The 24,963-nt window shown below is 69.1% G+C and carries 20 protein-coding genes; 12 read left to right on the top strand and 8 right to left on the bottom strand.

All coding sequences use genetic code 11. The annotated features are described in order from the left end of the window. Window positions 1-88 precede the first annotated feature (88 nt). Genes eat through eutC form a run of 3 tightly spaced genes read left to right on the top strand, consistent with a single transcriptional unit; the run spans window position 89 to window position 3,713 of the window. Entirely contained in the window at window positions 89-1,537 is a 1,449-nt protein-coding gene (eat, locus tag P0W64_RS00230) for an ethanolamine permease (RefSeq protein WP_275478036.1), read from the top strand. Then, window positions 1,534-2,949, top strand: coding sequence for an ethanolamine ammonia-lyase subunit EutB (locus P0W64_RS00225; RefSeq protein WP_275478035.1), 1,416 nt, complete (start codon window positions 1,534-1,536; stop codon window positions 2,947-2,949). Before eat ends, P0W64_RS00225 begins: the two co-directional genes overlap by 4 nt. Continuing rightward, a complete protein-coding gene (eutC, locus tag P0W64_RS00220) occupies window positions 2,946-3,713 on the top strand; it encodes an ethanolamine ammonia-lyase subunit EutC (RefSeq protein WP_275478034.1) in 768 nt (255 codons plus the stop codon). The genes P0W64_RS00225 and eutC overlap by 4 nt, the downstream gene beginning before the upstream one ends. A 50-nt stretch (window positions 3,714-3,763) precedes the next feature. On the opposite strand, the gene P0W64_RS00215 is transcribed toward eutC, so the two are convergent. Together P0W64_RS00215 and P0W64_RS00210 are read right to left on the bottom strand one after the other, a co-directional pair. Beyond that, a complete protein-coding gene (locus tag P0W64_RS00215) occupies window positions 3,764-5,854 on the bottom strand; it encodes a M13 family metallopeptidase (RefSeq protein ID WP_275478033.1) in 2,091 nt (696 codons plus the stop codon). Between the two features lie 14 nt (window positions 5,855-5,868). After that, the gene (locus P0W64_RS00210; protein ID WP_275478032.1) at window positions 5,869-6,816 is read right to left on the bottom strand and encodes an EamA family transporter; all 948 of its coding nucleotides are present in this window, start codon (window positions 6,814-6,816) and stop codon (window positions 5,869-5,871) included. A gap of 139 nt (window positions 6,817-6,955) precedes the next feature. On the opposite strand from P0W64_RS00210, the gene P0W64_RS00205 reads away from it, so the two are divergent. Beyond that, entirely contained in the window at window positions 6,956-7,177 is a 222-nt protein-coding gene (locus tag P0W64_RS00205) for a hypothetical protein (RefSeq protein ID WP_275478031.1), read from the top strand. Between the two features lie 44 nt (window positions 7,178-7,221). Here P0W64_RS00205 and P0W64_RS00200 read toward each other — a convergent pair whose 3' ends face one another. Beyond that, entirely contained in the window at window positions 7,222-8,916 is a 1,695-nt protein-coding gene (locus P0W64_RS00200) for a DEAD/DEAH box helicase (RefSeq protein ID WP_275478030.1), read from the bottom strand. A gap of 115 nt (window positions 8,917-9,031) precedes the next feature. Here P0W64_RS00200 and P0W64_RS00195 point away from each other — a divergent pair, with 115 nt between their 5' ends. Continuing rightward, window positions 9,032-10,183 carry a YihY/virulence factor BrkB family protein gene (locus P0W64_RS00195; RefSeq protein ID WP_275478029.1) on the top strand — a complete coding sequence of 384 codons (1,152 nt, stop codon included), beginning with the start codon at window positions 9,032-9,034 and terminating at the stop codon, window positions 10,181-10,183. Here the strand turns inward: P0W64_RS00195 and P0W64_RS00190 are convergent, their stop codons facing one another. Further along, window positions 10,184-10,414: a DUF3039 domain-containing protein gene (locus P0W64_RS00190; protein WP_275478028.1), complete on the bottom strand. Its 231-nt coding sequence runs from the start codon at window positions 10,412-10,414 to the stop codon at window positions 10,184-10,186. Window positions 10,415-10,452: 38 nt separating this feature from the next. Between P0W64_RS00190 and P0W64_RS00185 the strand changes: the two genes are divergently transcribed. From P0W64_RS00185 to P0W64_RS00175, 3 genes are all read left to right on the top strand, one after another. Continuing rightward, window positions 10,453-10,779 (top strand): DUF3099 domain-containing protein, encoded by a 327-nt coding sequence (locus P0W64_RS00185; RefSeq protein WP_275478027.1) that lies wholly within the window; start codon window positions 10,453-10,455, stop codon window positions 10,777-10,779. After that, window positions 10,779-12,266 carry a methyltransferase gene (locus tag P0W64_RS00180; RefSeq protein WP_275478026.1) on the top strand — a complete coding sequence of 496 codons (1,488 nt, stop codon included), beginning with the start codon at window positions 10,779-10,781 and terminating at the stop codon, window positions 12,264-12,266. Before P0W64_RS00185 ends, P0W64_RS00180 begins: the two co-directional genes overlap by 1 nt. 137 nt (window positions 12,267-12,403) lie before the next feature. Further along, window positions 12,404-13,372, top strand: coding sequence for a sigma-70 family RNA polymerase sigma factor (locus P0W64_RS00175; protein WP_275478025.1), 969 nt, complete (start codon window positions 12,404-12,406; stop codon window positions 13,370-13,372). 144 nt (window positions 13,373-13,516) lie between these two features. Here the strand turns inward: P0W64_RS00175 and P0W64_RS00170 are convergent, their stop codons facing one another. Continuing rightward, on the bottom strand, window positions 13,517-16,189 hold the full coding sequence (locus tag P0W64_RS00170) for a bifunctional GNAT family N-acetyltransferase/acetate--CoA ligase family protein (protein ID WP_275478262.1): 2,673 nt from the start codon (window positions 16,187-16,189) through the stop codon (window positions 13,517-13,519). A 4-nt stretch (window positions 16,190-16,193) separates the two neighbouring features. Then, window positions 16,194-17,435 (bottom strand): acetoin utilization protein AcuC, encoded by a 1,242-nt coding sequence (locus P0W64_RS00165; protein ID WP_275478024.1) that lies wholly within the window; start codon window positions 17,433-17,435, stop codon window positions 16,194-16,196. Window positions 17,436-17,539: 104 nt separating this feature from the next. On the opposite strand from P0W64_RS00165, the gene P0W64_RS00160 reads away from it, so the two are divergent. Together P0W64_RS00160 and galE are read left to right on the top strand one after the other, a co-directional pair. Next, complete coding sequence (locus P0W64_RS00160) at window positions 17,540-18,223, top strand: metal-dependent transcriptional regulator (protein WP_275478023.1); 684 nt, start codon at window positions 17,540-17,542, stop codon at window positions 18,221-18,223. 81 nt (window positions 18,224-18,304) lie between these two features. Further along, on the top strand, window positions 18,305-19,300 hold the full coding sequence (galE, locus tag P0W64_RS00155; protein WP_275478022.1) for a UDP-glucose 4-epimerase GalE: 996 nt from the start codon (window positions 18,305-18,307) through the stop codon (window positions 19,298-19,300). Between the two features lie 21 nt (window positions 19,301-19,321). Here the strand turns inward: galE and P0W64_RS00150 are convergent, their stop codons facing one another. Beyond that, a complete protein-coding gene (locus P0W64_RS00150; RefSeq protein WP_275478021.1) occupies window positions 19,322-20,470 on the bottom strand; it encodes a DUF4192 domain-containing protein in 1,149 nt (382 codons plus the stop codon). Window positions 20,471-20,701: 231 nt separating this feature from the next. On the opposite strand from P0W64_RS00150, the gene sthA reads away from it, so the two are divergent. Both sthA and P0W64_RS00140 read left to right on the top strand, forming a co-directional pair. Beyond that, complete coding sequence (gene sthA, locus P0W64_RS00145; RefSeq protein ID WP_275478020.1) at window positions 20,702-22,114, top strand: Si-specific NAD(P)(+) transhydrogenase; 1,413 nt, start codon at window positions 20,702-20,704, stop codon at window positions 22,112-22,114. An 88-nt stretch (window positions 22,115-22,202) separates the two neighbouring features. Next, the gene (locus P0W64_RS00140) at window positions 22,203-24,095 is read left to right on the top strand and encodes an amino acid transporter (protein WP_275478261.1); all 1,893 of its coding nucleotides are present in this window, start codon (window positions 22,203-22,205) and stop codon (window positions 24,093-24,095) included. A gap of 1 nt (window position 24,096) precedes the next feature. Here P0W64_RS00140 and P0W64_RS00135 read toward each other — a convergent pair whose 3' ends face one another. Beyond that, entirely contained in the window at window positions 24,097-24,903 is an 807-nt protein-coding gene (locus P0W64_RS00135) for an alpha/beta hydrolase family protein (RefSeq protein ID WP_275478019.1), read from the bottom strand. Window positions 24,904-24,963 lie beyond the last annotated feature (60 nt).

The following is a 24,963-nucleotide window of genomic DNA, read 5'->3' as shown; positions in this document are numbered from 1 at the left end:
CCTGGCAGGTATGCAACCTGCCTGCAACCGTCCCGATCGTAGTGTTCCCGCTCATACCCGAACCGCGATCAACGAGGAGCCGTCTCGCATGAGCACCATCCCCGACGGGCCCCGGCCGGCCACCCGCCACGACGGCGTCGACGAGACCGCCGAATCGGCCGAGTATCTTGCACGACGCCGGCTCCGCTCCGGCTCCGCCGGCTGGGTGCTGCTCGCCGGTCTCGGCGTCAGCTACGTCGTGTCGGGCGACTACGCGGGCTGGAACAACGGCCTGGCACACGGCGGCTTCGGCGGTCTGGCGATCGCAGCCGTAGTCATCGCGGCGATGTACCTGGCCATGGTGCTGGGCATGGCCGAACTGTCGTCGGCGCTCCCCGCCGCGGGTGGCGGCTACACATTCGCCCGTACCGCTCTCGGTCCGTGGGGCGGCTTCGCGACCGGCACCGCGATCCTGATCGAGTACTCGATCGCACCAGCCGCCATCGCAACCTTCATCGGTGGCTACGTGGAATCGTTGGGGCTCTTCGGGATCCACGACGGATGGTGGGTCTACCTGGCGGTGTATGCGCTGTTCATCGGCATCCATCTCACGGGTGCCGGCGAGGCGCTCAAAGCCATGTTCGTGATCACCGCGATCGCGCTGGTGGGTCTCGTGGTCTTCGCGGTGGCGGCAGTCGGCCGGTTCGATCCAGGGCGCCTCACCGATATGGCGCCGACCACCGACGCGGGCGCTTCGGCGTGGCTGCCGCACGGCTGGTTCGGCATATGGGCCGCCGTGCCGTTCGCGATCTGGTTCTTCCTGGCCATCGAGGGCGTTCCACTCGCCGCCGAGGAGGCACGCCAGCCGGAGCGCAACGTCCCGCGCGGGATCATCGTCGCTATGGCCGTCCTCATCGTCACCGGCACGACGGTCTTCCTGCTCGCAACCGGCGCGCTCGGTGCCCACGCCCTCTCCACGTCGAGTAACCCACTCGTCGAAGCGCTGGGCGACGGTGGCACCGCCAAACTCGTGAACTACATCGGTCTCGCGGGCCTGGTAGCCAGCTTCTTCTCCATCATGTATGCCTACTCTAGGCAGACCTTCGCCCTCTCCCGCGCCGGCTATCTTCCGAAGAGCCTGTCCGTCACCAACTCCCGTAAGGCGCCCACGCTCGCGCTCATCGTGCCAGGGGTTATCGGATTCGCGCTCTCGCTCACGGGTGAGGGCGCCAAGCTGCTGAACATGGCGGTATTCGGCGCGGCCCTCAGCTACGTGCTGATGATGATCAGTCACATCGTGCTCCGCCGTCGCGAGCCGCGGATGCGGCGCCCCTACCGGACACCCGGCGGAGTCTTCACCACAGGCTTCGCTCTGGTCGTCGCGGCCATCGCCGTCGTCGCGACGTTCCTCGTCGACCCGGTCGCAGCGCTGCTCACGGTCCTCGCGTTCGCCGCGTTCATGGCCTACTTCGCGCTGTACAGTCGGCACCACCTGGTGGCCAACTCCCCCGATGAGGAGTTCGCCGCGCTCGCGGCCGCCGAGGAGGAGCTCGAATGATCCGAACCCAGACGGTCGCCGGCACGACCTATACGTTCCACTCGATGGTGGAACTCCTCGCGAAGGCGACACCTGCACGCTCGGGCGACGAACTCGCAGGCTGCGCCGCCGAGTCCGACGCCGAACGTGCCGCAGCGCAGTGGTGCCTCGCCGACGTTCCGCTCACGGCCCTGCTCGAGGAACAGGTCGTCCCCTACGAGACCGACGAGGTCACTCGCCTGATCGTGGATACCCACGACCGGAACGCCTTCGCGCCTGTCGCCCACCTGACGGTCGGCGGACTCCGCGATCATCTGCTCGCGACCGTCACGAAGGCGGACGCAGCCCGGAGCCTCACCGCCTTGGCACCGGGACTCACCCCCGAGACGGTGGCCGCGGTGAGTAAGCTGATGCGCAACCAGGACCTGATCGCCGTTGCCCGGGCGGCCCACGTGCACAGCGCATTCCGTACCACCATAGGCCTTCCGGGAACGCTCGCGACGCGGCTACAGCCCAACCATCCCACCGACGATCCGCTGGGCATCGCCGCGGGCACCCTCGACGGCCTTCTGCTCGGATGCGGCGACGCCGTGATCGGGATCAACCCGGCCACCGACTCCCCCACGGCGACATCCGACCTACTACGCCTGCTCGACGAGATCCGCACTCGCTACGCCATCCCCACCCAGTCCTGCGTGCTGTCGCACGTCACCACGACGATGGGACTGATCGAGGCCGGCGCACCGGTAGACCTGGTCTTCCAATCGATCGCTGGCACCGAGGGCGCGAATTCGGCATTCGGCGTGGACATCCCACTCCTGCGCGAGGCGAACGCCGCGGGCCGCTCGCTGGGGCGTGGCACCGTCGGGAACAACGTGATGTACCTGGAGACCGGCCAGGGCTCGGCACTGTCGTCCGGCACCCACCTCGGCACGAGCGGGCTTCCCGTCGACCAGCAGACCCTAGAGGCTCGCGCGTACGCAGTGGCCCGCGACCTGGACCCCCTGCTGGTGAACACCGTCGTCGGGTTCATCGGACCCGAATACCTCTACGACGGAAAGCAGATCGTCCGTGCCGGACTGGAGGACCACTTCTGCGGGAAACTGCTCGGCGTGCCCATGGGCGTGGACGTCTGCTACACCAACCATGCAGAGGCCGACCAGGACGATATGGACACGCTCCTCACCCTGCTCTGCGTAGCAGGAGTCGCGTTCGTGATCACTGTGCCCGGCGCCGACGACGTCATGCTCGGTTACCAGTCACTCGCGTTCCACGACGCGCTGTACGCGCGTCGCGCGCTCGGCCTGCGCCCGGCACCCGAGTTCGAATCCTGGCTCCGTACACAGGGTATGGCGGATGCCGATGGATCGCTGCGAGACCTCGCCGTCGAGTCCTCGCCCCTGCGCGCGCTCGCGCAGGGGGTGGCACGATGACGACACCCGACTTCTGGCACGACCTCAAGACCGTCACGCGGGCCCGAATCGGTCTGGGGCGGGCAGGCGACGCGTTGCCTACGTCCCGCGTTCTCGAATTCGCCGCCGCTCATGCCGCGGCCCGCGACGCCGTGCACCAACCCCTCGATGTCGTCCGGCTCGCCTCATCCATAGGGGCTCTGGGTATCGGCGAGGCGACGGCGATCACGAGCCGGGCGTCGGACCGCAGCGAATACCTTCGCCGACCGGACCTCGGACGGCTGCCCGCGGACCTGAGTCCGCTCGCCGCCGTCGCGCGGGCCTCGGAGCACGACGTCGCCATCGTGCTCGCCGACGGTCTCTCGCCGCGGGCACTCTCCGAGCATGCGGTCGGGCTCGTGACGGCCATAGTCGGGGCACTCCCCGCGGATGTCACGGTCGCCCCGCCGGTCATCGCTACGCAGGCCCGGGTGGCGCTGGGAGACCATGTGGCGCAGCGACTCCGGACACCGACCGTGCTCGTTCTGATCGGGGAGCGCCCCGGACTCTCCGTGGCCGACAGCCTGGGGATCTATCTCACCCACGGCGCCGAGCCCGGATGCACAGATGCCCGGCGCAACTGCATATCCAACATCCATCCGCCCGACGGACTCGGCTACGCGGCCGCCGCCCGGGTCGCCGCGGGTCTCGTCGTCGGCGCCCGCCGGCTCGGCCGCTCCGGCGTGGACCTCAAGGACGACTCGCGGACGCTCGGCGCCACCGATCCCTCAGCGGAGCTAACCTGAGCCGTCCAGCCGGAAGCCGGCCTCGATTACCGAGCCCGGTGCGACTCGAGCTACCAGATGCGGACCCGGTCCTCGGGCGCCAGCCACATGTGGTCACCCGCGCGCAGACCGAACGTGTCCGCGAATGCAGACACGTTGCGCACCACTTGATTCGCGCGGAATTCCGCAGGCGAGTGCGGATCCGTGGCGAGCGCCTGGATCTGGGCCGCCTGCCGCATCTTCGACCGCCACACCCGGCCCCAGCTCAGGAACAGGTTCGTGAGGTCGGAACGTGGCCCGGCGGAGATCCGATACGCCGCAACGGCGATCGACACCCCACCCAGGTCGGCGAGGTTCTCCCCCACGGTGAGCGAGCCGTTCACGTGGTGGCTGGGCTCCAGCCCCTCCGGCACCAGCGCGTCGTACTGCCCGATGAGCGCCTTCACACGCTTGTCGAACGCCGCGCGGTCCGCCGCCGTCCACCAGTCCGCGAGGTTTCCGGCCCCGTCGTACTTGGAGCCCTGGTCGTCGAACGCGTGCCCGATCTCGTGCCCGATCACGGCGCCGATCCCCCCGTAGTTCACCGCGTCCTCGGCGCCCGGGTCGAAGAACGGCGACTGGAGAATCGCTGCCGGGAAGACGACCTCGTTGCGGCTCGGGTCGTAGTAGGCGTTGACAGTCTGCGGCGTCATCTGCCACTCGGTGCGGTCGACCTGCTTCCCTATCCGGCCGGCCTTGCGGTCGCTCTCGAAACGCGCTGCGTTGCGCACGTTGTCGACGATCGAGTGCGGATCGGTTCGTAGACCAGAGAAATCGCGCCACGTGTCGGGATACCCGATCTTCCGCGTGATCGCGTTCAGCTTGGCCACGGCGGCACGGCGCGTCGGCGGGCTCATCCAGTCCAGGTTCTCGAGACTCGCGCGGTACGCCTTGATCAGGTCATCGACCAGCGCATCTGCCGCCTTCTTCGCCTCGGGCGGGAAGTGCTTGTCCACGTACAGTTTCCCGAGCGCCTCACCTACGCAGTCCTCCACCTGCGCGAGCGCGAGGCGCCAGCGCTCCGGCTTCTGTTCGACGCCCTGCAGCGTCTTCGCCGTGAACTCGAAGTCGGCGTCGGCGAACGGGTCCGAAAGGAGTGCTGCGCGGCCGCGCAGCACGCATACCTGCACGTACTCCTTGAGCTCGCTCAGATCGGTAGCGCCCCAGAGCTTTGCGGCATCGGTCAGGAAACTCGGCTCCGAGACGACGACGGTACCCACCTTCGCGGTGTCGACACCGAGCGCTTTCGCCCAGGCGTCCCACGCGAATCCGGGTGCGGCGGAGGTCAGCTGCGACCACTGCCGCGGGTTGTAGGTGGCCTCGGCGTCGCGCTCGCGCACCTTGTCCCACTGGGCCTTCGCAAGCGCAGTCTCGAACTCGAGCACCCGTTTCGCGACGCCGGTCGGATCGGGGAGCGACGCCGCGCGCGCCAGCTTCTCGACGTAGCTGCGGTACGCCTCGCGAACATCCGCGGAGCCCGCGTCGATGTAGTACGACCGGTCCGGAATACCGAGGCCGGACTGAGAGATCGCGAGAGCGTAGGTCGTGGGCTTCTTCGGGTCCGGCTGAACGTCGACGGCGAGCAGCCCGTCGACGCCCGCACGCTGCAGGTCGCCGAGCACCTCCGAGAGGCGGTCACGGCCATCGGCACCGGTGACCGCCTTGAGCTCACCCTCGATCGGCGTCGCACCGTCGGAGGCGATGCGCTGGGTGTCCATGAACGAGCGGTACACGTCGCTGATGCGCTCGGAGTCGCTGCGCGGCCGCGGGTCGCGGAGTCGCTCGACGATGACGCGCAGGTCGTCCTGCGCTGCGTCCCGCAGCGCGGTGACGGTGGAGTACGAAGCCTTATCGGCCGGAATCTCGAAGGAGTCCAACCACTTCCCGTTCACGTGCCGGAAGAGGTCATCCGACACCCGGACCTTGGCGTCCACTCCGGACAGGTCCGGTCCGGTCCTCGCGACCGATGGCGCGGCACCCGATGACGGCACCGTGCTCGTGAGCCCGCCCGGCCCGGGCGCCGCGCATGCGGACAGCGCGCCGAGTCCGAGCGCCCCGGCGCCGGCGAGGAGCCCTCGCCGGCCGACGATCGATTCCAGAGGGCTACGAGGTTCGGTAGACATGGTCATGAATCTACTCAGCCTCCGGTGCCCGGCAGGCCGTCCCTCGCCGATGCGGACGCATCATCGTCGCCGGGCGGTGCGCCAGCATTCTGACCACCGGACGGCGTGTGGTCGTCCCGGCCCGACCCGGTGTCTCGTCCCGACACGGTGATCGCCACGACGACCAGCGCGATCCCGGCGAGCTCGGCCGCCGTCGGCATCTGGCCCAGCGTGACCGCCCCCACCACCGTCGCGGTGACCGGAAGGAGCGCGAGCAGCAGAGCGAATCGCGCGCGGCCCACCTGCGGCAGGACCACCTGATCGAGCGCGTACGGGATCACGGAGGACAGCAGCCCCACTCCCAGGCCCATCAGCCACACCTCCGGCCGCGCGAACGCAGACGTGTGGACGACGACGTCGTAGGACATCGCCGGGACCGCCAGCACCGCGGCGCCGAGCGCGAGCCCCACCCCCAGAACGTCGATGCCCGACCCCGCGTCGGCCACACGCTTACCGACCACGATGTATCCGGCCCAGCATGCCGCCGCCAGCAGCGCGAAGCCCACACCCGCGAGGCCGCCGCCCCATCGCACGCCTGCGACGCAGGCGACACCTGCGAGCGCGCAGACGACCGAGAGCCCGTCCGCGAGTCGCCGCGAGCCGAGCGAGGCGACCGCGATCGGCCCGAGGAACTCGATGGCGACGGCGGTACCCATGTCGATATGTGCGAGTGACGCGTAGAAGGCCATGTTCATGGCGATCGTGATGCAGCCGAAAAGGGCCGCGTGCCGTAGCCGCGCCGCGGGCCACTGCCCCCGCCACGGGCGCAGCGCGACGACCAGGACGATCCCCGCGCCGGCGCCGCGCAGCCACGCGACCGCCTCCGGAGACAGCCGGTCGAACAGCCCGATGCCGAGCGAAGCACCCACGTACTGGCTGACGGCGCCGACGACGAACACCAGCGGGATCGTGAGACGGTTCACCGCTACCACCCTAGGAACCCGCCTGAGAATCGTGGGAGAAGCCACATGTGAAACGGCGTGGGAACAATTCGCGATCACCAAACGTCTGACAGAGTGGGAAGCGCATCAGGTGACGAAGCTTCACCGGGACGGAGGAATCATGACCGCCAGGACGACCACGCACGAAGGCACCGCATCCACCGTCGAACTCACCGCGGCAGACCGGTGTGACCGCTGCTCCGCGGCGGCACGGGTACGGGCGACTCTTCCGTCGGGCTTCGAGCTGCTCTTCTGCAAGCATCACTACAACGAGCATGCAGCGCGGCTCGCCGAACAGGGTGCCGCCGTATACGAGGGCGCCGGAGAACCCGTCTCCGCCTAGCAGCCCCGGGCTCGGCGCCCGCCGGCCGATCGCCGCGCAGCCCGCTATTTCCAGCGGCGCAGCGCGGCGATCCTGTCTTTCAGCTGTTCAGCGGACGCCATGGCGGTGACCGGGCCTCCCAGCTGCGCCCGCAGTTCGTTGTGCACGACACCGTGCGGCTTGCCGGTCCGGTGGTGGTGCATGGCGACGAGTGAGTTGAGCTCACGGCGTAGATCGGAGAGTTGCTGCCCGGCGCTCACCCGCTCGGCGACCGCGGGCGGCGGGGTCGGTGCAGCGGTCGCGGTGGCAGTCCGTGCGTCGACCTGCTCGGCCTGCCGCTGCTCGAGCAGGGCCCGCATCTGTTCGGCATCCAGCAGCCCTGGCAGCCCCAGGTAGTCGGCCTCCTCATCGCTGCCCGAGAACGTCGCGGTGCCGTAGGAAGAGCCGTCGTAGATGAGCTGGTCGAGCTCGGCATCGGCGTGTAGGGACATGAAGGCCTTGTCCTTCTCGCCCTCCTCGTCCTTGGTCTTGTTCGCCTCGGTGAGCGCGGCGTCGTCTAAGCCGTCGGATTCGCGGTGCGGCTTGCCCAGCACGTGGTCACGCTGCTCCTCGAGCTTGGACGCGAGGTCCAGCAGGACCGGCACCGAGGGCAGGAACACGCTCGCCGTCTCGCCCCTGGTGCGTGAGCGCACGAAACGACCGATGGCCTGCGCGAAGAACAACGGTGTCGAGGCGCTCGTCGCGTACACGCCCACGGCTAGCCGCGGCACGTCGACCCCCTCGGACACCATGCGCACCGCGACCATCCATTTGTCCCGGCTCGCGGCGAACTCGCTGATCCGCTGTGATGCCGTCGGATCGTCCGACAGGACCACCGTGACCTTCTCGCCGGTGATGTCGCCGAGCAGTTCCGCGTAGTCGCGCGCCGTGGTCTGGTCTGTCGCGATCACCAGGCCGCCGGCGTCCGGCATGCGCGCGCGCAGCTGGTCGAGCCGCATGTTCGCGGCCTGCAGCACGGCGGGGATCCAGTCGCCGTGCGGGTCCAGTGCAGTGCGCCACGCGCGCGCCGTCTGCTCCTTGTTCAGCGGCTCGCCGAGCCGCGCCGTGAACTCCTCGCCCGCGCTGGTGCGCCAGCTCGCCTGCCCCGAATAGGCGAGGAATACGACGGGGCGCACGACGCCGTCGGCGAGCGCGTCCGAGTAGCTGTAGGTGTGGTCCGCCTTGGAGCGCTGGGCACCGCCCGGCTCGGGCTCGTACGTGACGAACGGGATCGGACTGTCGTCCGACCGGAACGGGGTGCCGGTGAGTGCGAGGCGCCGCGTCGCGTCGTCGAACGCCTCACGGATGCCGTCTCCCCAGCTCTTGGCGTCGCCGCCGTGGTGGATCTCGTCCATGACGACCAGCGTCTTGTAGGCGGCGGTCCGCGAGTGGTGCTTGTACGGGTGCATCGCCACCTGCGCGTAGGTGACGACGACACCATGGAAGTCCGACGACGTCACGCCTGTCGAGTTGGTGAAGTTCGGATCGAGATCGATCCCGCTGCGTGCTGCCGCTTCGGCCCACTGGTACTTCAGGTGCTCGGTCGGCGCGACGACGGTGATCTTCTCGACCGTGCGATCGGCGAGCAGTTCAGCGGCGACTCGCAGCGCGAAGGTCGTCTTGCCGGCACCCGGCGTCGCGACGGCGAGGAAGTCGCGCGGCTTCGTGGCCAGGTACTTCGTCAGCGCACGTCGTTGCCAGGCACGTAGCGAACTCGACATGTGGTGCGCGAACTCCTCTTAGGCCGGGGACATCGGGGCGAACGCGGCGAGTTTACCGGCAACACACGGCCCCGGCGCACCGCGAACCGCGCCGTCTGGGGAAGACTGGTACCTGATGATCGATAAACCGCTCGCTACGCTGCGCCTCATCCCACGGGTGATCTGGCGCACCGTGCTGAAGGCGTACCACGATTCGATCATCGGCCAGAGCGCACAGGCCGCGTTCTGGCAGACCTTGTCACTGCCGCCGCTGCTACTGGGTCTGCTCGGCCTCACCGGTTACGTCGGCGCGATCTTCGGCCCCGACACCCTCGACATAGTGCACGAGAAGATCCTGGCATTCGGGCACACCGTCTTCAGCCAGTCCGTGGTGGACGAGATCCTCGCGCCGACGGTGGACGATGTGCTCCGCCGTGGTCGGGGCGACCTGGTGTCGGTCGGCTTCGTCATATCGCTGTGGGCCGGCTCGTCGGCGATGTCGTCGTTCGTCGACTCGATCGTCAAGGCCCACGACCAGCACTCGCTGCGCAGTGGTGTGCGTCAGCGGTTCTTCGCACTCGGCCTCTATGTGGAGTTCCTGGCGCTGGCGGTCCTGACGCTGCCACTGGTCGCGCTGGGGCCGTCGATCATCGCCCGGCACATTCCGGCGTCGTGGCACCCCGCCAGCACGCACATCTTCGACATCGCCTACTTCCCCGCCGTGATCCTGTTGCTGGTGGGTGGGCTCGCGACGCTGTACCGCGTGGCGTTGCCCAAGCCGCTGCCCTGGCACCGGCTGCTGGTCGGCGCGGCTCTCGCGGGTTTGATCTTCATAGTCGCATCCGGGGTGTTGCGTGTGTACCTGGGCTGGGTGACAACGCGCGGTTACTCCTACGGCGCCCTCGCCACCCCGATCGCATTCCTGCTGTTCACGTACTTCCTGGGGTTCGCGGTCATGGCGGGGGCAGAGTTCAACGCCGCCGTCCAGAAGCAATGGCCTGCCAAAGAGACGCACGTCGAGCAGTGGCGGGGATGGATAACCGACCAGTTCTCCGCAGCGGGGATAGATACCCCGGGCAAAGCCGCCGAGCAGCTCAAGCGCATAGCGACGGGGCCGATCTCTCGCCCCACCCGGAGACCCCGGCCAGACGAGGAGGACGAGACTGCCGCCCCTCCGCCGAAGCCCATCGCCCGCACCGGCGATGTGGGTCCCGCCCGCACGGGGGACGTCGACGAGTCGGTGCGCGCGCGGCACGGCGCCCCACCGCGACACCGTGGGCCCGGCTGACTACTTCTTCATGCGGTTGTAGATCTTCTTGCACTCGGGGCACACCGGGGAGCCGGGCTTAGCAGACTTGGTGACCGGGAACGTCTCGCCGCACAGTGCGACCACGAACGTGCCCGTCACCGCGGACTCGGTGATCTTCTCCTTGCGCACGTAGTGGAAGAACTTGGGGGCGTCGTCGTCGGTGGTGTCGTCTTCGGTGACATCGGGCCGTTCCAGAGTCTTCGTGCTCATGACTTCATTCTGCCCGACGGAAGTGGGACAGTAGAGGTGTGGGAGAAACCAACCACGGTGCATACCTGATCACCGAAGCGCAGCCGTCGTACGAGGACCAGTACCGGGCCCGCGTCCGCCGCTATCTGCTCATCATGGCGTTCCGGATCCCGATGCTGGTGGCCTCCGCGCTGGTCTACACCTGGACACACAACGGACTCATCGCTCTCGCCGTCCTGGCGGTCTCGATCCCGATACCGTGGATCGCGGTGATCCGCGCGAACGACCGGCCGCGCCGCCGCCGCGGTGAGCCGAGCCGATTCGACGCGCCCAAGGCGGACCAGCTCGCTCTGCACGGCCACCCGATCCACACCATCGACAGCTAGTGACCGACTCCGCACCGCTGACACATGCGTGCCAGCGGCTCCGGCCTGCGCTCTTCGGATTCACCGAGGCCGCCGTCGCGGAACTGCTCGGCCCTGCCGCCTTCGGAGCGGTCTCCCGCGGCGAACCCGGCCCAGTCGAGGCCGCCGCACAGGGTCCGGCGCCCCTGGCGGTACTCACGCGGTTGTTCGTCGCGGGTTCGGTGGTGACATCGGAGGACGCCGCCGCCACCGTCGCGCCCGCCGGGGTGGACGAGTTGGTCGCGGTCGGGCTGTTGGAGCCGGTCGGTCCCGCGGGCGTGCGCGCCGCCCTGGGCATCCGGGCCCTGGACTTCCGGTCTCGAACCCTCCACCTCCTTTCCGACCTCGACGGCCGCATGCGGGCGACGGCCGACGATCCCGAGCAGATCATGGGCGTCGGTCACGCGTCGCTGTCGCTGCTGCGGGCGACCCCGACGAGTCCCGTCGAGCGCGCTCTCGACCTTGGCACGGGGTGCGGCGTGCAGGCGGTGCACGCGGCCGGGATCGCGCGATCGGTCGTTGCGACCGATCTGTCCGAGCGCGCGGCGGCATACGCATCGGCTTCCGCCGCTCTGTCCGGCGTCGACCTGGACGTGCGTACCGGCAGGTGGTTCCTGCCGGTACGCGGCGAACGCTTCGACCTGCTCGTCGCCAACCCGCCGTTCGTCGTCGGTGAGGGCTCGGTCGACCACACCTACCGCGACTCGGGGCTCGACCTCGACGGGGCATCCGAGCTGGTCGTACGCGAGGCCCCCGATCACCTCACACCCGGCGGGACGGCCGTACTGCTTGCGTCGTGGGTGCATCGAGAGGGCGAGACCTGGGCCTCTCGGGTGGGTTCCTGGATTCCCGCCGACGGTGTCGAGGCCTGGGTCTTGCAGCGCGACATCGCCGATCCGGCTCTCTATGTGGGGACGTGGCTGCAGGACGAGGGCCTCGATTCCCGCACCGGTCGCGGGCGTGCGAAGTCCGATCGGTGGCTCCGGCGCTTCACAGAGGCGGGCGTGACCGGGATCGGCTTCGGCTTCGTGTACCTGCGCGCGGTCGACGGGCCGTCGAGTGTGGTGTGCGAGGACCTGTTCCAGCCGTACGAGGATCCGCTCGGTGACGAGGCCACTGCGCACTTCGCCCGCATGGCGCACCTGCGCCGGCTCGAGGCGGAGGGAAGGGACCTCGGCTCCGCGCGGCTGCGGCTCACGCCCGACGTCGCGCTCGAGCGCGTCTCCACCCCCGCTCCCGACGGTGGCTGGGCCGAGACCGTGGTCCGGGTCAGCCGCATGTCGGGGCCGCGATGGACCCATGACATCGACGACCTGGGCGCACGGCTGCTGGCCGGCTGCTCCGGCCTGCTGTCGCTCGACGAGCTCGTCGCGCTACTGGAGGCCGTGACCGACGAACCCGGCCTCGCGCACTCCGCACTGGCGCTCGCGACCGATCTCTACCGGCACGGGTTCCTGGAGGTCGTCTGAGATCCGAAGTCGGCCTACTCTTATCAACTTCTCAGAACACCGATGTATTTACCCAGGTCAGCCCACCGAGGCTCGGGAACTCATGTCGCCATCCGGTCGTTGAACCGTATGTACCGAACGTGCACAGGAGGTCGTTCATGACAAGCCCCGCCACCACCCGGCCACAGCTCACCGAGGCGGATCTCGACGCCCAGAGCCCCGCCGCGGATCTGGTCCGTGTGTACCTCAACGGAATCGGGCGTACCGCACTGCTCACCGCGGCGGACGAGGTCGAATTGGCGAAGCGCATCGAGGCCGGGCTCTATGCCCAGCACCTGCTCGAAACCCGTAAGCGCATGGCCGCGTCACGCAAGCGTGACCTGGCTTTCATCGTCCGCGATGGCCAGGCGGCACGCGCCCACCTACTGGAGGCCAACCTCCGCCTCGTCGTATCACTCGCCAAGCGCTACACCGGCCGGGGCATGCCGCTGCTCGATCTCATCCAGGAGGGCAACCTCGGGCTGATCCGCGCCATGGAGAAGTTCGACTACGCCAAGGGGTACAAGTTCTCGACGTACGCCACCTGGTGGATCCGGCAGGCGATCACGCGCGGCATGGCGGACCAATCGCGCACCATTCGACTGCCTGTCCACCTGGTCGAGCAGGTCAACAAGCTCGCGAGGATCCGTCGCGAGCTGCATCAGCAGCTCGGTCGCGAGGCCACCGATGCCGAGCTCGCACGCGAGTCCGGCATCCCGGAGGAGAAGATAGCCGACCTGATGGATCATTCGCGTGATCCCGTGAGCCTGGACATGCCGGTCGGATCCGACGAGGAGGCGCCGCTGGGCGACTTCATCGAGGATGCCGAGGCGGCGTCTGCGGAATCCGCGGTCATCACAGGTCTGATGCACAGCGACGTCCGGGCCGTGCTGGCCACGCTCGACGAGCGGGAACAGCAGGTCATCCGGCTGCGGTACGGCCTGGACGACGGTCAGCCGCGCACCCTCGACCAGATCGGCAAGATGTTCGGCCTCTCGCGTGAGCGCGTTCGTCAGATCGAGCGTGAGGTCATGGCCAAGCTGCGCAACGGCGAGCGGGCCGATCGCCTGCGCTCGTACGCCAGCTAGAGACACTTCCGGGCGTTCCCGCCCCTCCCCCTTCCGGGAGCGTCCGGTGCCCCGGTGGCCCCGTCGCCTGTCCCCTCCGGCGGCGGGGCTGCCATACGTCTGGAGTCGGCGGGCGGACTGTACGTCTCGGGCGGGCGGACCGCCTCAGAGCCGCCGCGGTTGCGCCTGCTGACTGAGCGCGTCACCGGCCCCCGCCGGCCCGATCCCGATGCGGATGCTCAGCACGCCGAGACCATCGGTGGACGCCAGCACCGGTTGGCAGTCGATGCTGCGGATCTCGGGTACCTCGTAGGCGAGCGCCGCGACTCGTTTGATCACGTCCTCGAGGGCCCGGCGATCGACCCCGGCCTCACCTGCGAATCCGTCCAGGAGCGGCGCGGTCCGAACGGCCGACAGCAGTTCGGCCGCGGCCGCGTCGGTGAGCGGTAGCAGCCGGTGCACGCGGTCGTCGAGCAGAGCCGGCACCGCGCCGCTGAGCCCGAAGGACAGCAGTGGGCCGTACCGCGGATCGCTGGCGTATCCGATCGCACAGCCGATGCCCTTCACCGCCATGCGCTGCACGTGCAGCGTCGCCTCCCCGGTCGCGCCGGCGAGGTCGCGGAACGCCTCGGCGACGCCCTCGGGTGTGGTCAGATCCAGGCGCACCGCCGCCAGGTCGGCCCGCAGGCGCCACCGTCGCCCCATCGCCTTGAGTGCCACGGGATAGCCCAGGCGCGCCGCCGCCGCGACCGCCTCCTCAGCGCTCGACGTGACCTCGAAGGCCGCGATCTCGATCCCGTAGTGCGCCGCCAGCTCCGCACTCTGCGTGAAGCTCAGCTCACGCGCCCCGGCCCCGTCGGCGAGGAACTCGCGCACCATCGTCCGCGCGGCCTGGGAATCGACGTCCCCCGGACGTGCGACGGGCGACGCCGGACGCGCACGCCACTGCGCGTATCGCCACGCCTGCGCGAGGACGCGAGCCGCACGCTCGGGCTCGGGGTACGACGGGACCGATCCACGCACGCGGCGCCCGAACTCGTCGGACACGGCGAGCAACTCGGACACACCCTCGAACGCGAGGAAGGTGGAGACGATCGGCTTGATCTGCTTGCGCGAAGCCTCGAGCAGGACCGCGGCGTGCGCTTCGGGCGGCGCCTCCACCGGGGGGACGAACACCGCGATCACGGCGTCGACCTCGTCATCGGCGAGAGCCGCATCCAGGGCGGCCCCGAACTCCTCCGGGGTCGCCGACGCCCCCAGATCGACGGGGTCGCTGCACGCCAGCCCCTCACGGAGCCCCGTGTGCGTGGCGAGGATACCGAGCGCCGTCGAGTTACCGATCACGGCGACTCGTGGGCCCGCCGGCAACGACTGATAGCTGAAGAACGTGGCACAGTCGAACAGCTGCGGGATCGAATCCACTTGCACCACACCGGAACTCTCGAAGAGAGCCTCAGCCGACCGGGCCTGCTCGCGTGCATCCACGCCGCCACGGTGCACCGCGACGACCGGCTTGTCTCGGGCCAGCCGGCCCGCGATACGCGCGAACTTACGCGGGTTGCCGAAGCTCTCGAGGTACAGCAGCACCACCTCGGTCGCCGGATCCGTATCCCAGTACTGCAGCACGTCGTTGCCGGACACGTCGGCACGGTTGCCCGCCGACACGAACGTCGAGAGCCCCACGCCGCGGCTGCGCGCGGTGTCGAGGATCGCGATGCCCAGGGCACCCGACTGGCAGAAGAACCCGACGTTGCCGCGCCGCGGGACGACCGGGGCGAGGGTCGCGTTGAGCCGCACCTCGTCGTCGGTGTTGATGACGCCCAACGCATTCGGCCCCACCAGCCGCATGCCGTGAGAGCGCACCGCGGCAAGCAGCCGATGCTCTGATTCGGCCCCCTCGACGCCCACCTCCGAGAAGCCGGACGACACGACGAGCAGGGTCCGCACACCCTTGGCCAGGCAGTCGTCGAGGACCGCGTCCATATTGTCGGCCGGGACCGCGACCACGGCGAGATCCACGGGATCCGGGATCGCTCGAACCGTCTCGTACGCGCGGATCCCACCCACAGACCGGCGCTCGGGGTGCACGGGATACACGGGCCCGGCGAAGTCACCCGCCACGAGGTTGCGCATCACCGCGTGGCCGACCTTGGCCGGCGTCGCCGACGCTCCGATAACCGCTACCGACGTGGGCTGCAGGATGTTGCGGACGCTGCGCGCCTCCGACGCCCGCTCGCGCGCGTGGCGCACCGAGACGAGGGCCTCCGTCGGGTCGATACCGAACTCCACGTGCACGACGCTGCCGTCGAAGCTGCGCCGCAGCTCATAGCCCGCGGCCTTGAACACCGAGACCATGTACCGGTTCTCGGCGAGGACCTCCGCCTCGAACCTGTGGAAGCCGCACTCGGCGGCGGCCCCGGCGAGGTGCTCGAGCAGTATCGGCCCGAGCCCGCGCCCCTGGTGCTCGTCGGCGACGACGAAGGCCACCTCCGCCGACGTGGGTTTACCCGCGTCCGCGAGGCCCTCGTACAGGCCGACGGCGATGATCTTGTCCCCCAGCATCGCGAGTAGACACACGCGCTGGAAGTGGTCGACCGTCGTGGTCCGCGCGCCGTCGCGCGGCGGCATCGTCGGATACGGGCCGAAGTAGCGCAGGTAACGGGTGCGTTCGGACAGCGAGGAGTGGAAGGCGACGACGCGGTCGGCATCGTCGGGCACCACGGGCCGGATGTGCACGACGCCGCCGTCCGATGCGAGGACGTCGGCCACCCAGTGTGCGGGGTAGTCGTAGGGGCCGCTGGCCGGACCGCGCCGGGGTCGATCGGACTCGGGATCCATGGAATCAGTCACGGGGGTCCTCCGGGTCGAGGTCGTGCAGGGGGAACACGGCCGCGCGGGCCCGGCCGACGAACCGGTCCGCCACCGCATCGATCGAGGTGTCCGCCGGGTCCCCGCCCGGCTCCCAGCGCGTGAACGCGAGGTCGGCGCCGTCACCCATCGTGGTGGGCAGCGGGTCGCACCGCGTGAGGCGAGTGGGCAGGTGCGACGCGACCGTGCCGACCCACTCCGACGGAATCACGGTCTCGGGCGCGACGTCCCGACCCAGCCCCGCGGCCAGCAGGTGCGTCCAGATGCGCGGCACCACGTTCACCACCTGATACCCGCCGCCGCCTACCGCGAGCCACCGGCCGTCGCATAGCTCGTCGGCGAGGTCGCGCATCGCGTAGACCGCCGCGCGCTGCCCGTCGACGGTGAGCGCGAGATCGGTGAGCGGGTCGGTGCGGTGGGAATCGCAGCCACACTGGCTGACGATGATCTGCGGCCGGTACGCCCGTACCACCGAGGGAACCACCGCGTCGAAGGCACGCAGCCACAGGCGATCCGGACATCCACTCGGCACCGGGACGTTGACGGCCTCGCCGCGCGCCTGCGGCCCGCCGAGCTCCGACGGGTATCCGGTGCCCGGCCACAGCCGACGGGGGTCCTCGTGCAGCGACACGGTCAGCACGCGCGGGTCGTCCCAGAACGCGGCCTGAACCCCGTCGCCGTGGTGGGCGTCCACATCGATGTACGCGATCCTGTCGAAGCCGTTGTCGAGCAGCCACGAGATGGCCACGGCCACATCGTTGTAGACGCAGAAGCCGGATGCGTGGGTGCGCATGGCGTGATGCATGCCGCCGGCGATACTGACCGCCCGCACGGCGCGACCCTGCGCGATCTCGCGCGCGCCCGCCAGCGTGGACCCGACGATGCTCGCCGCCGCCTCATGCACCTGGGCGAAGATCGGGTTGTCGTCGTTGCCGAGCCCGTAGGCGGCGAGCACCCTTGCGGCAGAAGGCCTGTCCGCACCGATCCGTCCGGCCGCACGGACCGCGTCGATGTAGTCCCCCGAGTGGATCCGCAACAGCTCGGTGTCGTCGAACGGCCCGGGCCGCAGCGCCTCGACATCGTCCAACACCCCGAGGGAGCGCGCTAGATCGACGGTGAGCTCGAGCCTGATCGGGTCCATCGGATGCGACGGGGAGAACCTGTATCCGAGGACGGCCGGATCCCATATCACGCTCGCCCCGGCACCAGCACCCATGGCGCAACAGTAACCGGATCCCGGCGCGCCTCGCGGTCTGAACGGCAGGGCCTTCTGTACTCGCCACGAACCGGTAAGCTGGTCGGCGACGAAGGAGCGGCTTCTTGAACGATCTGGTTGACACGACCGAGATGTACCTACGCACCATCTACGAACTCGAAGAGGAAGGTGTGGTGCCGCTGCGCGCGCGCATCGCCGAGCGCCTCGAGCAGAGCGGACCCACCGTGTCGCAGACCGTCGCACGTATGGAGCGGGACGGGCTGTTGCATGTCGCGGGGGATCGACATCTGGAACTGAGCGACAAGGGGCGATCACTGGCTATCGCCGTGATGCGCAAGCATCGGCTCGCCGAGCGGTTGCTCGTGGACGTCATCGGACTGCAGTGGGAGAACGTGCACGCCGAGGCATGCCGCTGGGAGCACGTGATGAGCGAGGACGTCGAGCGCCGCCTCGTCGAGGTGCTGGGCAGCCCGACCACGTCCCCTTACGGCAACCCGATTCCGGGCCTCGAGGAGCTCGGGGTCAAGGGCACGACCCAGATCGCGGTTCCCGCGCGACTGACGGATCTGCCGAAGGGCGCACCTACGGCGGTCGTCATCAAGCGACTCGCCGAGCACGTCCAGGCCGACACGGACCTCATCGGGCGGTTCCGGGCCGCGGGCGTGGTGCCCGACGCGCGCGTCACCGTCACCGTCGGCCGGAACAGCGTCGTCATCTCGGCGTCCGGGCACGACGACTTCGAGCTGCCCGACGAACTCGCGCACGCCGTCTTCGTGGACGCCGCCTGACGCTCGCATCGTGCGGCGCGACGCGCGGGCGCACAGTGTCCGTACAGTGCGCGGCTGGTTCCGCTCGGTAGCCTCGTGCCCATGAAGTTGGTGGTGACCGGCGGCGCCGGGTACGTGGGAAGCGTCTGCGCGAAGGTTCTGCTCGAGCAGGGCCACGAGGTGACGGTGATCGACAGTCTGGCGACGGGCAACCGCGACGCCGTGCCGGAAGGCGCGGAGTTCGTCGAGGGCGACGTCGCCGATGTCGCCCTCGACGTGCTCGGCACGGACTCGGCGAGTCCGCGATTCGACGGCGTGCTGCACTTCGCGGCCAAGTCGCTCGTCGGCGAGTCCGTCACCACCCCGGAGGTGTACTGGAAGGGCAACGTCGTCACGTCGCTGGCCCTGCTCGAGGCGATCCGACTCTCCGGAACCCCCAGGCTGGTCTTCTCGTCCACGGCCGCCACCTATGGCGAGCCGGACGCCGTCCCGATCACGGAGGACGCGCGCACCGCGCCGACCAACACCTACGGCGCCACCAAACTCGCGATCGACGCAGCCATCACCTCGTACGCCGTGGCTCACGGCCTCGCGGCGGTCTCGCTGCGCTATTTCAACGTCGCCGGCAGTTACGCCGGGCTCGGCGAGAACCGGGAGATCGAGACGCACCTGATCCCCCTCGTCCTGCAGACCGCGCTCGGCCAGCGGCCGCAGATCTCGATCTTCGGCGACGACTACCCCACCGACGACGGCACCGCGGTCCGCGACTATGTGCACGTGAGGGACCTCGCCGACGCGCACCTGCTCGCGCTCGACCACGCGAAGCCCGGTCGCCACGAGATCTACAACCTGGGGTCGGGCACCGGCTTCTCCGTGCGACAGGTCATCGACACCTGCCGCGACGTCACCGGCGTCGACTTCCCCGTGGCCGAAGCGCCACGCCGGGCCGGCGACCCCGCGGTGCTCATCGCGTCCTCCCAGCGCGCTATCGACGAGCTGGGATGGCGCCCACGGCACACCGACCTGCGTTCAGTCGTCGTCGACGCCTGGGACTACACCCAGGCGCTCGGCGACCGCGCGCATGCCGCCAAGGCCTGATTACCGCCGGCGGATCCGCGCTCATCCCGGGGGCGCGGCCCCTCCCACCCCGGCCCTCGGTATGCGCGGCGGCATGTCGACCCCGAGTTCGCGCGCGATCTCATAACCGAGCTCGGTGATCGAGAACAGCGATTCGGGCGTCATACCACCGTCGAGCGCTTGCGCCAGCAGCTGCGCGGCACGGTATCCCGGGTCCGCCTCCAGTGCGCACTCGAGAGCCACGCCCACCATGGTCCCGAGCGCGCGGACGTAGCAGATCCCGGCGACGACGGTGGCGGCTGCAGCGCGCGGCTCGCCGCGCAGGCGGCGCGCGAGGTCGCAGAGCAGGTCGACCGCCGAGTCCGCTGCATCCGTGGCTGCGAGCGCGAAGACCGCGTCTCGGACGCGCAGCGACAGCAGCGCAGCGCCGAGACGCGCGACCTCGGCATCGGTGGGGGCCGACTCGCCGCAGACCGCAGCGAGTACCAGTCGAAGCCGTGTCGCATCCTTCGATGCGGCGTCCCGGCGCGCCCGCCCCTCGCCGCGTCGGCGGCGCACGGCTCGCTCCGCAGCTATGCATTGGGCCCACCCGATGCCGGGGCCGGTTTCGGCGAAATGGGCCGCGAGCTCTGTGCGCGAGCTGTGAATCGAGCCGCCGTCGACGACGCGCGCGAGCGTGACGGGGCTGATGCCCGGGTCGGGTAGGCGCCCGCGACCACCGTGCGTACAGACCCAGAGCTCCCCCTCAGCGATCCGTCGCACCAGGAACAGGTCTTCCAGCTCTGCATCCCAGTCGCCATCACCGTCGGCCATCAGGGCGACGAGCAGCCGGTCGTGGATGCGCTCCATCACCGGGGGTGTCACGCGATCGTCTACGACCGCCGCGAGGATCCGCAACGCGCCGTAGCGCTTGCACAGCCGAACGGTGTCGGCGATGCCGCGGTGTCCCGCCGACGTCAGGCCGCCCTCGCCGTCGAGCACTAGATCGAACCGCGCGACCGGACCGGTCCAACGGGTCACCTCGTCGTAACCGATGAGGACCATCGAGCGTTCCGGGTAGAAGCCGATGAGGCCGGGCAGCGCTGCCAAGAGATCCCCCGGCTCGGACAGCCGCACCAGCGGCAGACCCGCCGGGTCGTCCGGATCGGCGCCGGGAAGCGGGTACGGGTCGGGGCGATCGGTCGTCGTCATGTCCCCAGCCTGAGGCGCGTCACGACCGCACCCGACGGCGCGAGACACGTTCCGCACAGGGGCGGTTATACGTGCAGGACTGGTTATAGGTGAAGCGCTCCGCCTGTGAATAGACACAGAGCCGGTATGCCGCGCGGTATCCGCCCGATGGAGCGGCGGATGCGGAGAATTAACCTCCCGGTCTCGCAAACCGCCCATAACAAGTCAGCGATTCGGGGTAGTACATACGGCATGGGCGAGTACAACAGGTATGACCTGGCCGTGATCGGCTCCGGTCCCGGCGGTCAGAAGGCCGCGATCGCGGCCGCCAAGCTGGGCAAGCGCGTGGCGGTCATCGAGAAGGGCAACGAGCTCGGCGGGGTGTGTGTCAATACCGGCACGATCCCGTCGAAGACTCTGCGTGAGGCCGTTCTCTATCTCACCGGCATGAGCCAGCGCGAACTGTACGGCGCAAGCTACCGCGTCAAGTCCGACATCACGCCAGGCGATCTACTCGCACGCACCCAGCACGTGATCTCGCGCGAGAACGAAGTCGTCCGCGCACAGTTGCTCCGTAACCGCGTCGACATGTTCACGGGGGTCGGCAGCTTCGTGGACGCGCATACGGTGGCCGTCGACGACCCGTCGCACGGCGAGCGGATCACGCTGGAAGCCGACAAGATCGTGATCGCCGTGGGCACCGCACCACGTCGCCCTGGCGGCGTGCAGTTCGACGGTTATCGCGTCCTCGACTCCGACTCCATCCTCGAACTCAAGTTCATCCCGTCCAGCATGGTCGTCGTGGGTGCCGGCGTGATCGGCATCGAATACGCGTCGATGTTCGCCGCTCTCGGCACCAAGGTCACCGTCGTCGAGAAGCGACCGAACATGCTCGACTTCGTCGACCGCGAGGTAGTCGAGGCGCTCATGTTCCACCTGCGCGATCTCGCAGTGACGTTCCGGTTCGACGAGGAGGTGACCGAGGTGGCCGTCGGTAAGTCCGGCACCGTCACCACGCTGGAGTCAGGCAAGCGGATACCCGCCGAGGCGGTCATGTACTCGGCGGGCCGCTCCGGGCTCACCGACGCGCTGAACCTCCCCGCGGCGGGGCTCGAGGCCGATTCGCGGAACCGGATCTTCGTCGACGACAACTACCAGAGCAAGGTCGACCACATCTACGCCGTGGGTGACGTGATCGGCTTCCCCGCGCTAGCGGCGACGTCGATGGATCAGGGCCGGATCGCGGCGTACCACGCGTTCGGCGAACCCACGTCGAAGCTGACCGAGCTCCAGCCGATAGGCATCTACTCGATCCCGGAGGTGAGCTACGTCGGTGCCACCGAAGCCGATCTCACGAAGGAAGCGATTCCGTACGAGGTCGGGGTCGCCCGCTACCGGGAGCTCGCGCGGGGGCAACTGGCAGGCGACTCCTACGGCGTGCTGAAGTTGCTCGTCTCCACGGACGACCTGCGCGTCCTGGGCGTACACATCTTCGGTACGTCCGCGACCGAGCTGGTGCACATCGGCCAGGCGGTCATGGGCTGCGGCGGCACGGTCGAATACCTGGTGGACGCCGTATTCAACTATCCGACCCTCTCGGAGGCGTACAAAACGGCCGCTTTGGACGTGATGAACAAGATCCGGGCATTGCGGAACTTCGAATAGCGGATCCGATACGCGTGTGGCCTAGTGTGGTCGCGTGATACGCCAACCGGAGGCCGGTACGAAGTTCCGTGCCTGGTTCCTCAGCGGGATGTCCGAGCGCGCGGGAACGCACGTCGGCCCGCACGCTAGTGACACGGAGAAGCCACAGGCGTGGTGGAGGGTCATGTGCCTCACCGGCGTCGACTACTTCTCCACGCTGGGCTATCAGCCCGCGATCGCATTCGTCGCGGCCGGCGTCGTGTCGCCCTTCGCGACCCTGGTGCTCGTCGCCCTCACCCTGTTCGGAGCGCTCCCGGTGTATCGGCGGGTCGCCAAGGAGAGCTTCCGGGGCTCGGGATCGCTCGCCATGCTCGAACGGCTGCTGCCCTGGTGGGGCGGAAAGCTGCTCGTGCTGGTGCTGCTCGGTTTCGCCGCCACCGACTTCATGATCACGATCACCCTGTCGGCGTCCGATGCGGCCGCGCACGCAGTCCAGAACCCGATCATCAACCCGGTCGTCAGCGGTCACAACGTCCTCGTGACGCTGGGCCTGGTCCTGATCCTCGGCGGTGTGTTCCTCAAGGGTTTCCGCGAGGCGATCCGGGTGGCCGTACTGCTGGTGGCGGTGTACCTGGCGCTCAACATCGTGGTCGTGATCACCGCGCTCACCAAGGTCGTGCGTGAGCCGCACCGCATCGGCGACTGGTCGGACGCCCTGCTGTCCCAACACGGTTCGAACCCGCTACTCATCGCCGGTGTCGCCCTGCTGGTATTCCCCAAGCTCGCGCTCGGACTCTCCGGCTTCGAGACCGGCGTCGCCGTGATGCCACAGATCAAGGGATCGCCCGACGACGCGCCGGACCACCCCGCCGGGCGCATTCGCGGCACCGGGCGGATGCTGACGACGGCCGCGTTGATCATGAGCGTCATGCTCATCACGTCGAGCTTCGCCACGACGCTGCTCATCCCCGCCAAGGAGTTCGCCGCCGGCGGCCAGGCGAACGGGCGCGCCCTGGCCTACCTCGCCCATCAGGAACTCGGAAGCGGATTCGGCTCCGTCTACGACATAAGCACGATCGCCATCCTGTGGTTCGCCGGTGCGTCGGCGATGGCCGGACTCCTCAACCTCGTACCGCGGTACCTGCCCCGCTACGGCATGGCCCCCCGGTGGGCGTCGGCCGTGCGGCCCCTCGTCGTGGTGCTGACGCTGATCGCGATCGTCATCATCCTGATCTTCCGCGCGAGCGTGGACGCGCAGGGCGGCGCCTACGCGACCGGCGTATTGGTCCTCATGATGTCCGCAGCGGTCGCGGTGACGATCTCCTGCCACCGCAAGAACGAGCGCGTTCTCACGTGGGTCTTCGGCGTGATCTCCGCGGTGTTCATCTACACCACAGTGGACAACGTCATCGAACGCCCGGACGGCGTGCGGATCGCGGCCTTCTTCATCGCCGCGATCATGATCGTGTCCATAGCGTCTCGCGTGCGCCGGTCGTTCGAGATCCGTGCCAGCTCCATCACATTCGACGAGAAGGCGCTCGAGTTCATCCACGCCGACGCCCAAGCGCAGCACGCCATCCGCGTCGTCGCCCACGAGCCGGACGTCGACACCAAGAAGGAGTACCGCGACAAGGTGCGCGCCGAGCGGCGCTTCGGACACATCCCAGGGCGCTCCCGCGTGATCCTGCTCGAGGTATGGCCCCGCGACTCGTCGGACTTCGAGGAGGACCTCGAGGTCCGCGGCATCGAGAAGTTCGGCTACCGCCTGCTCAAGGTCAACTCGGGCACGGTTCCGAACACGATCGCCGCCGTGCTGCTGCACATCCGGGACGAGACCGGGATCGTGCCGGAGATCTACTTCCAATGGGCCGAGATGAATCCCGTTGCGAACATGGGAAAGTACCTGGTGGAGGGCGTCGGCGAGGTCGCCGCTGTGTGCCATGAGGTCCTGCGCCAGGCCGAACACGACCCCAAGCGGCGCCCGTCGGTGCACGTCTCGTAGCTCACGGCCGCCACACGAAAGGCAGCTCGTGATGGCTTGCGTCGACCGTCTCGACCACGATCCACGGGTGCTGCTCCGCGAGCGACGCGGCCACGCGCGTCGCGTCGTGGTAACGGCTGCGGCGCGCGAGCACGACGCGGATGCCCCCGGGCAGCGCACGCAGCGCCTCGATCTCGGCCGGCTTCGGGCGTGGGAGGAACAAAGGGCGCATGCGCATAGCTGCGGCGGATGTGGTGAGTTCGAACCAGACGGGATCGAGCGTGGCACCGCGGGTCTCCCAATTCAGGAAGCGCCGCCATCGCGCCCCACTGGGCGCGATCAACTGCGGAAGGGCATGAACCGCGACCGCCGGGGCGACCCGCGCGAACACACCGTTGGGATCGAGCAGTGTGAGACCCGCGATGCGCGCGGGGCTCTGGAGCGCCCACCGCACTGCGAGCTGGGCGCCATACGAATGGCCCACGACGGTGACGGCCTTCCTCCCCGGAACACCGGCCGCGGCCAGCACGTCCTCGCACCAGTCCGCGACGTCCCTGGCGCCGCGCAGCCCGCGGCGGCGCTCGGAGTACCCGGCATCGGCAGGCAGGTCGGGTGCGATGAAGGCACCGTCGGCGGCCGCTACCTGCGGGAACCACACGACCGACGACGCGCCGCCACCCGGCAACAGCACCGTCGCCGCGCCGGCCCCGCGCGGGTCGCCGACGACGTTGACCCGGGTGCGGGCGCGTGGCGTGTCGGCCGTCCGGGCGACGGCGGCCCTCCCCCAGCGCGCCAGCAGTTCGCGGTACGCGTCGTCGAAACCCGCCACAGCGCCATCCTCTCGATAATCAAGATGATCGGATATCGAGAAGAATACTGCTGTGCGCGA

The sequence above is a fragment of the Tsukamurella sp. 8F genome, assembly GCF_029167375.1.
GTDB lineage: Bacteria > Actinomycetota > Actinomycetes > Mycobacteriales > Mycobacteriaceae > Tsukamurella.
This window is presented reverse-complemented; position numbering and strand designations above follow the sequence as displayed.

Bases quoted from the DNA above. Each gene is read 5' to 3' on its own strand.
- eat (WP_275478036.1), top strand. From the start codon at position 89: ATGAGCACCATCCCCGACGGGCCCCGGCCGGCCACCCGCCACGACGGC.
- P0W64_RS00225 (WP_275478035.1), top strand. From the start codon at position 1,534: ATGATCCGAACCCAGACGGTCGCCGGCACGACCTATACGTTCCACTCG.
- eutC (WP_275478034.1), top strand. From the start codon at position 2,946: ATGACGACACCCGACTTCTGGCACGACCTCAAGACCGTCACGCGGGCC.
- P0W64_RS00215 (WP_275478033.1), bottom strand. From the start codon at position 5,854: ATGTCTACCGAACCTCGTAGCCCTCTGGAATCGATCGTCGGCCGGCGA.
- P0W64_RS00205 (WP_275478031.1), top strand. From the start codon at position 6,956: ATGACCGCCAGGACGACCACGCACGAAGGCACCGCATCCACCGTCGAA.
- P0W64_RS00200 (WP_275478030.1), bottom strand. From the start codon at position 8,916: ATGTCGAGTTCGCTACGTGCCTGGCAACGACGTGCGCTGACGAAGTAC.
- P0W64_RS00195 (WP_275478029.1), top strand. From the start codon at position 9,032: ATGATCGATAAACCGCTCGCTACGCTGCGCCTCATCCCACGGGTGATC.
- P0W64_RS00190 (WP_275478028.1), bottom strand. From the start codon at position 10,414: ATGAGCACGAAGACTCTGGAACGGCCCGATGTCACCGAAGACGACACC.
- P0W64_RS00175 (WP_275478025.1), top strand. From the start codon at position 12,404: ATGACAAGCCCCGCCACCACCCGGCCACAGCTCACCGAGGCGGATCTC.
- P0W64_RS00170 (WP_275478262.1), bottom strand. From the start codon at position 16,189: ATGGATCCCGAGTCCGATCGACCCCGGCGCGGTCCGGCCAGCGGCCCC.
- P0W64_RS00165 (WP_275478024.1), bottom strand. From the start codon at position 17,435: ATGGGTGCTGGTGCCGGGGCGAGCGTGATATGGGATCCGGCCGTCCTC.
- galE (WP_275478022.1), top strand. From the start codon at position 18,305: ATGAAGTTGGTGGTGACCGGCGGCGCCGGGTACGTGGGAAGCGTCTGC.
- P0W64_RS00150 (WP_275478021.1), bottom strand. From the start codon at position 20,470: ATGACGACGACCGATCGCCCCGACCCGTACCCGCTTCCCGGCGCCGAT.
- sthA (WP_275478020.1), top strand. From the start codon at position 20,702: ATGGGCGAGTACAACAGGTATGACCTGGCCGTGATCGGCTCCGGTCCC.
- P0W64_RS00140 (WP_275478261.1), top strand. From the start codon at position 22,203: ATGTCCGAGCGCGCGGGAACGCACGTCGGCCCGCACGCTAGTGACACG.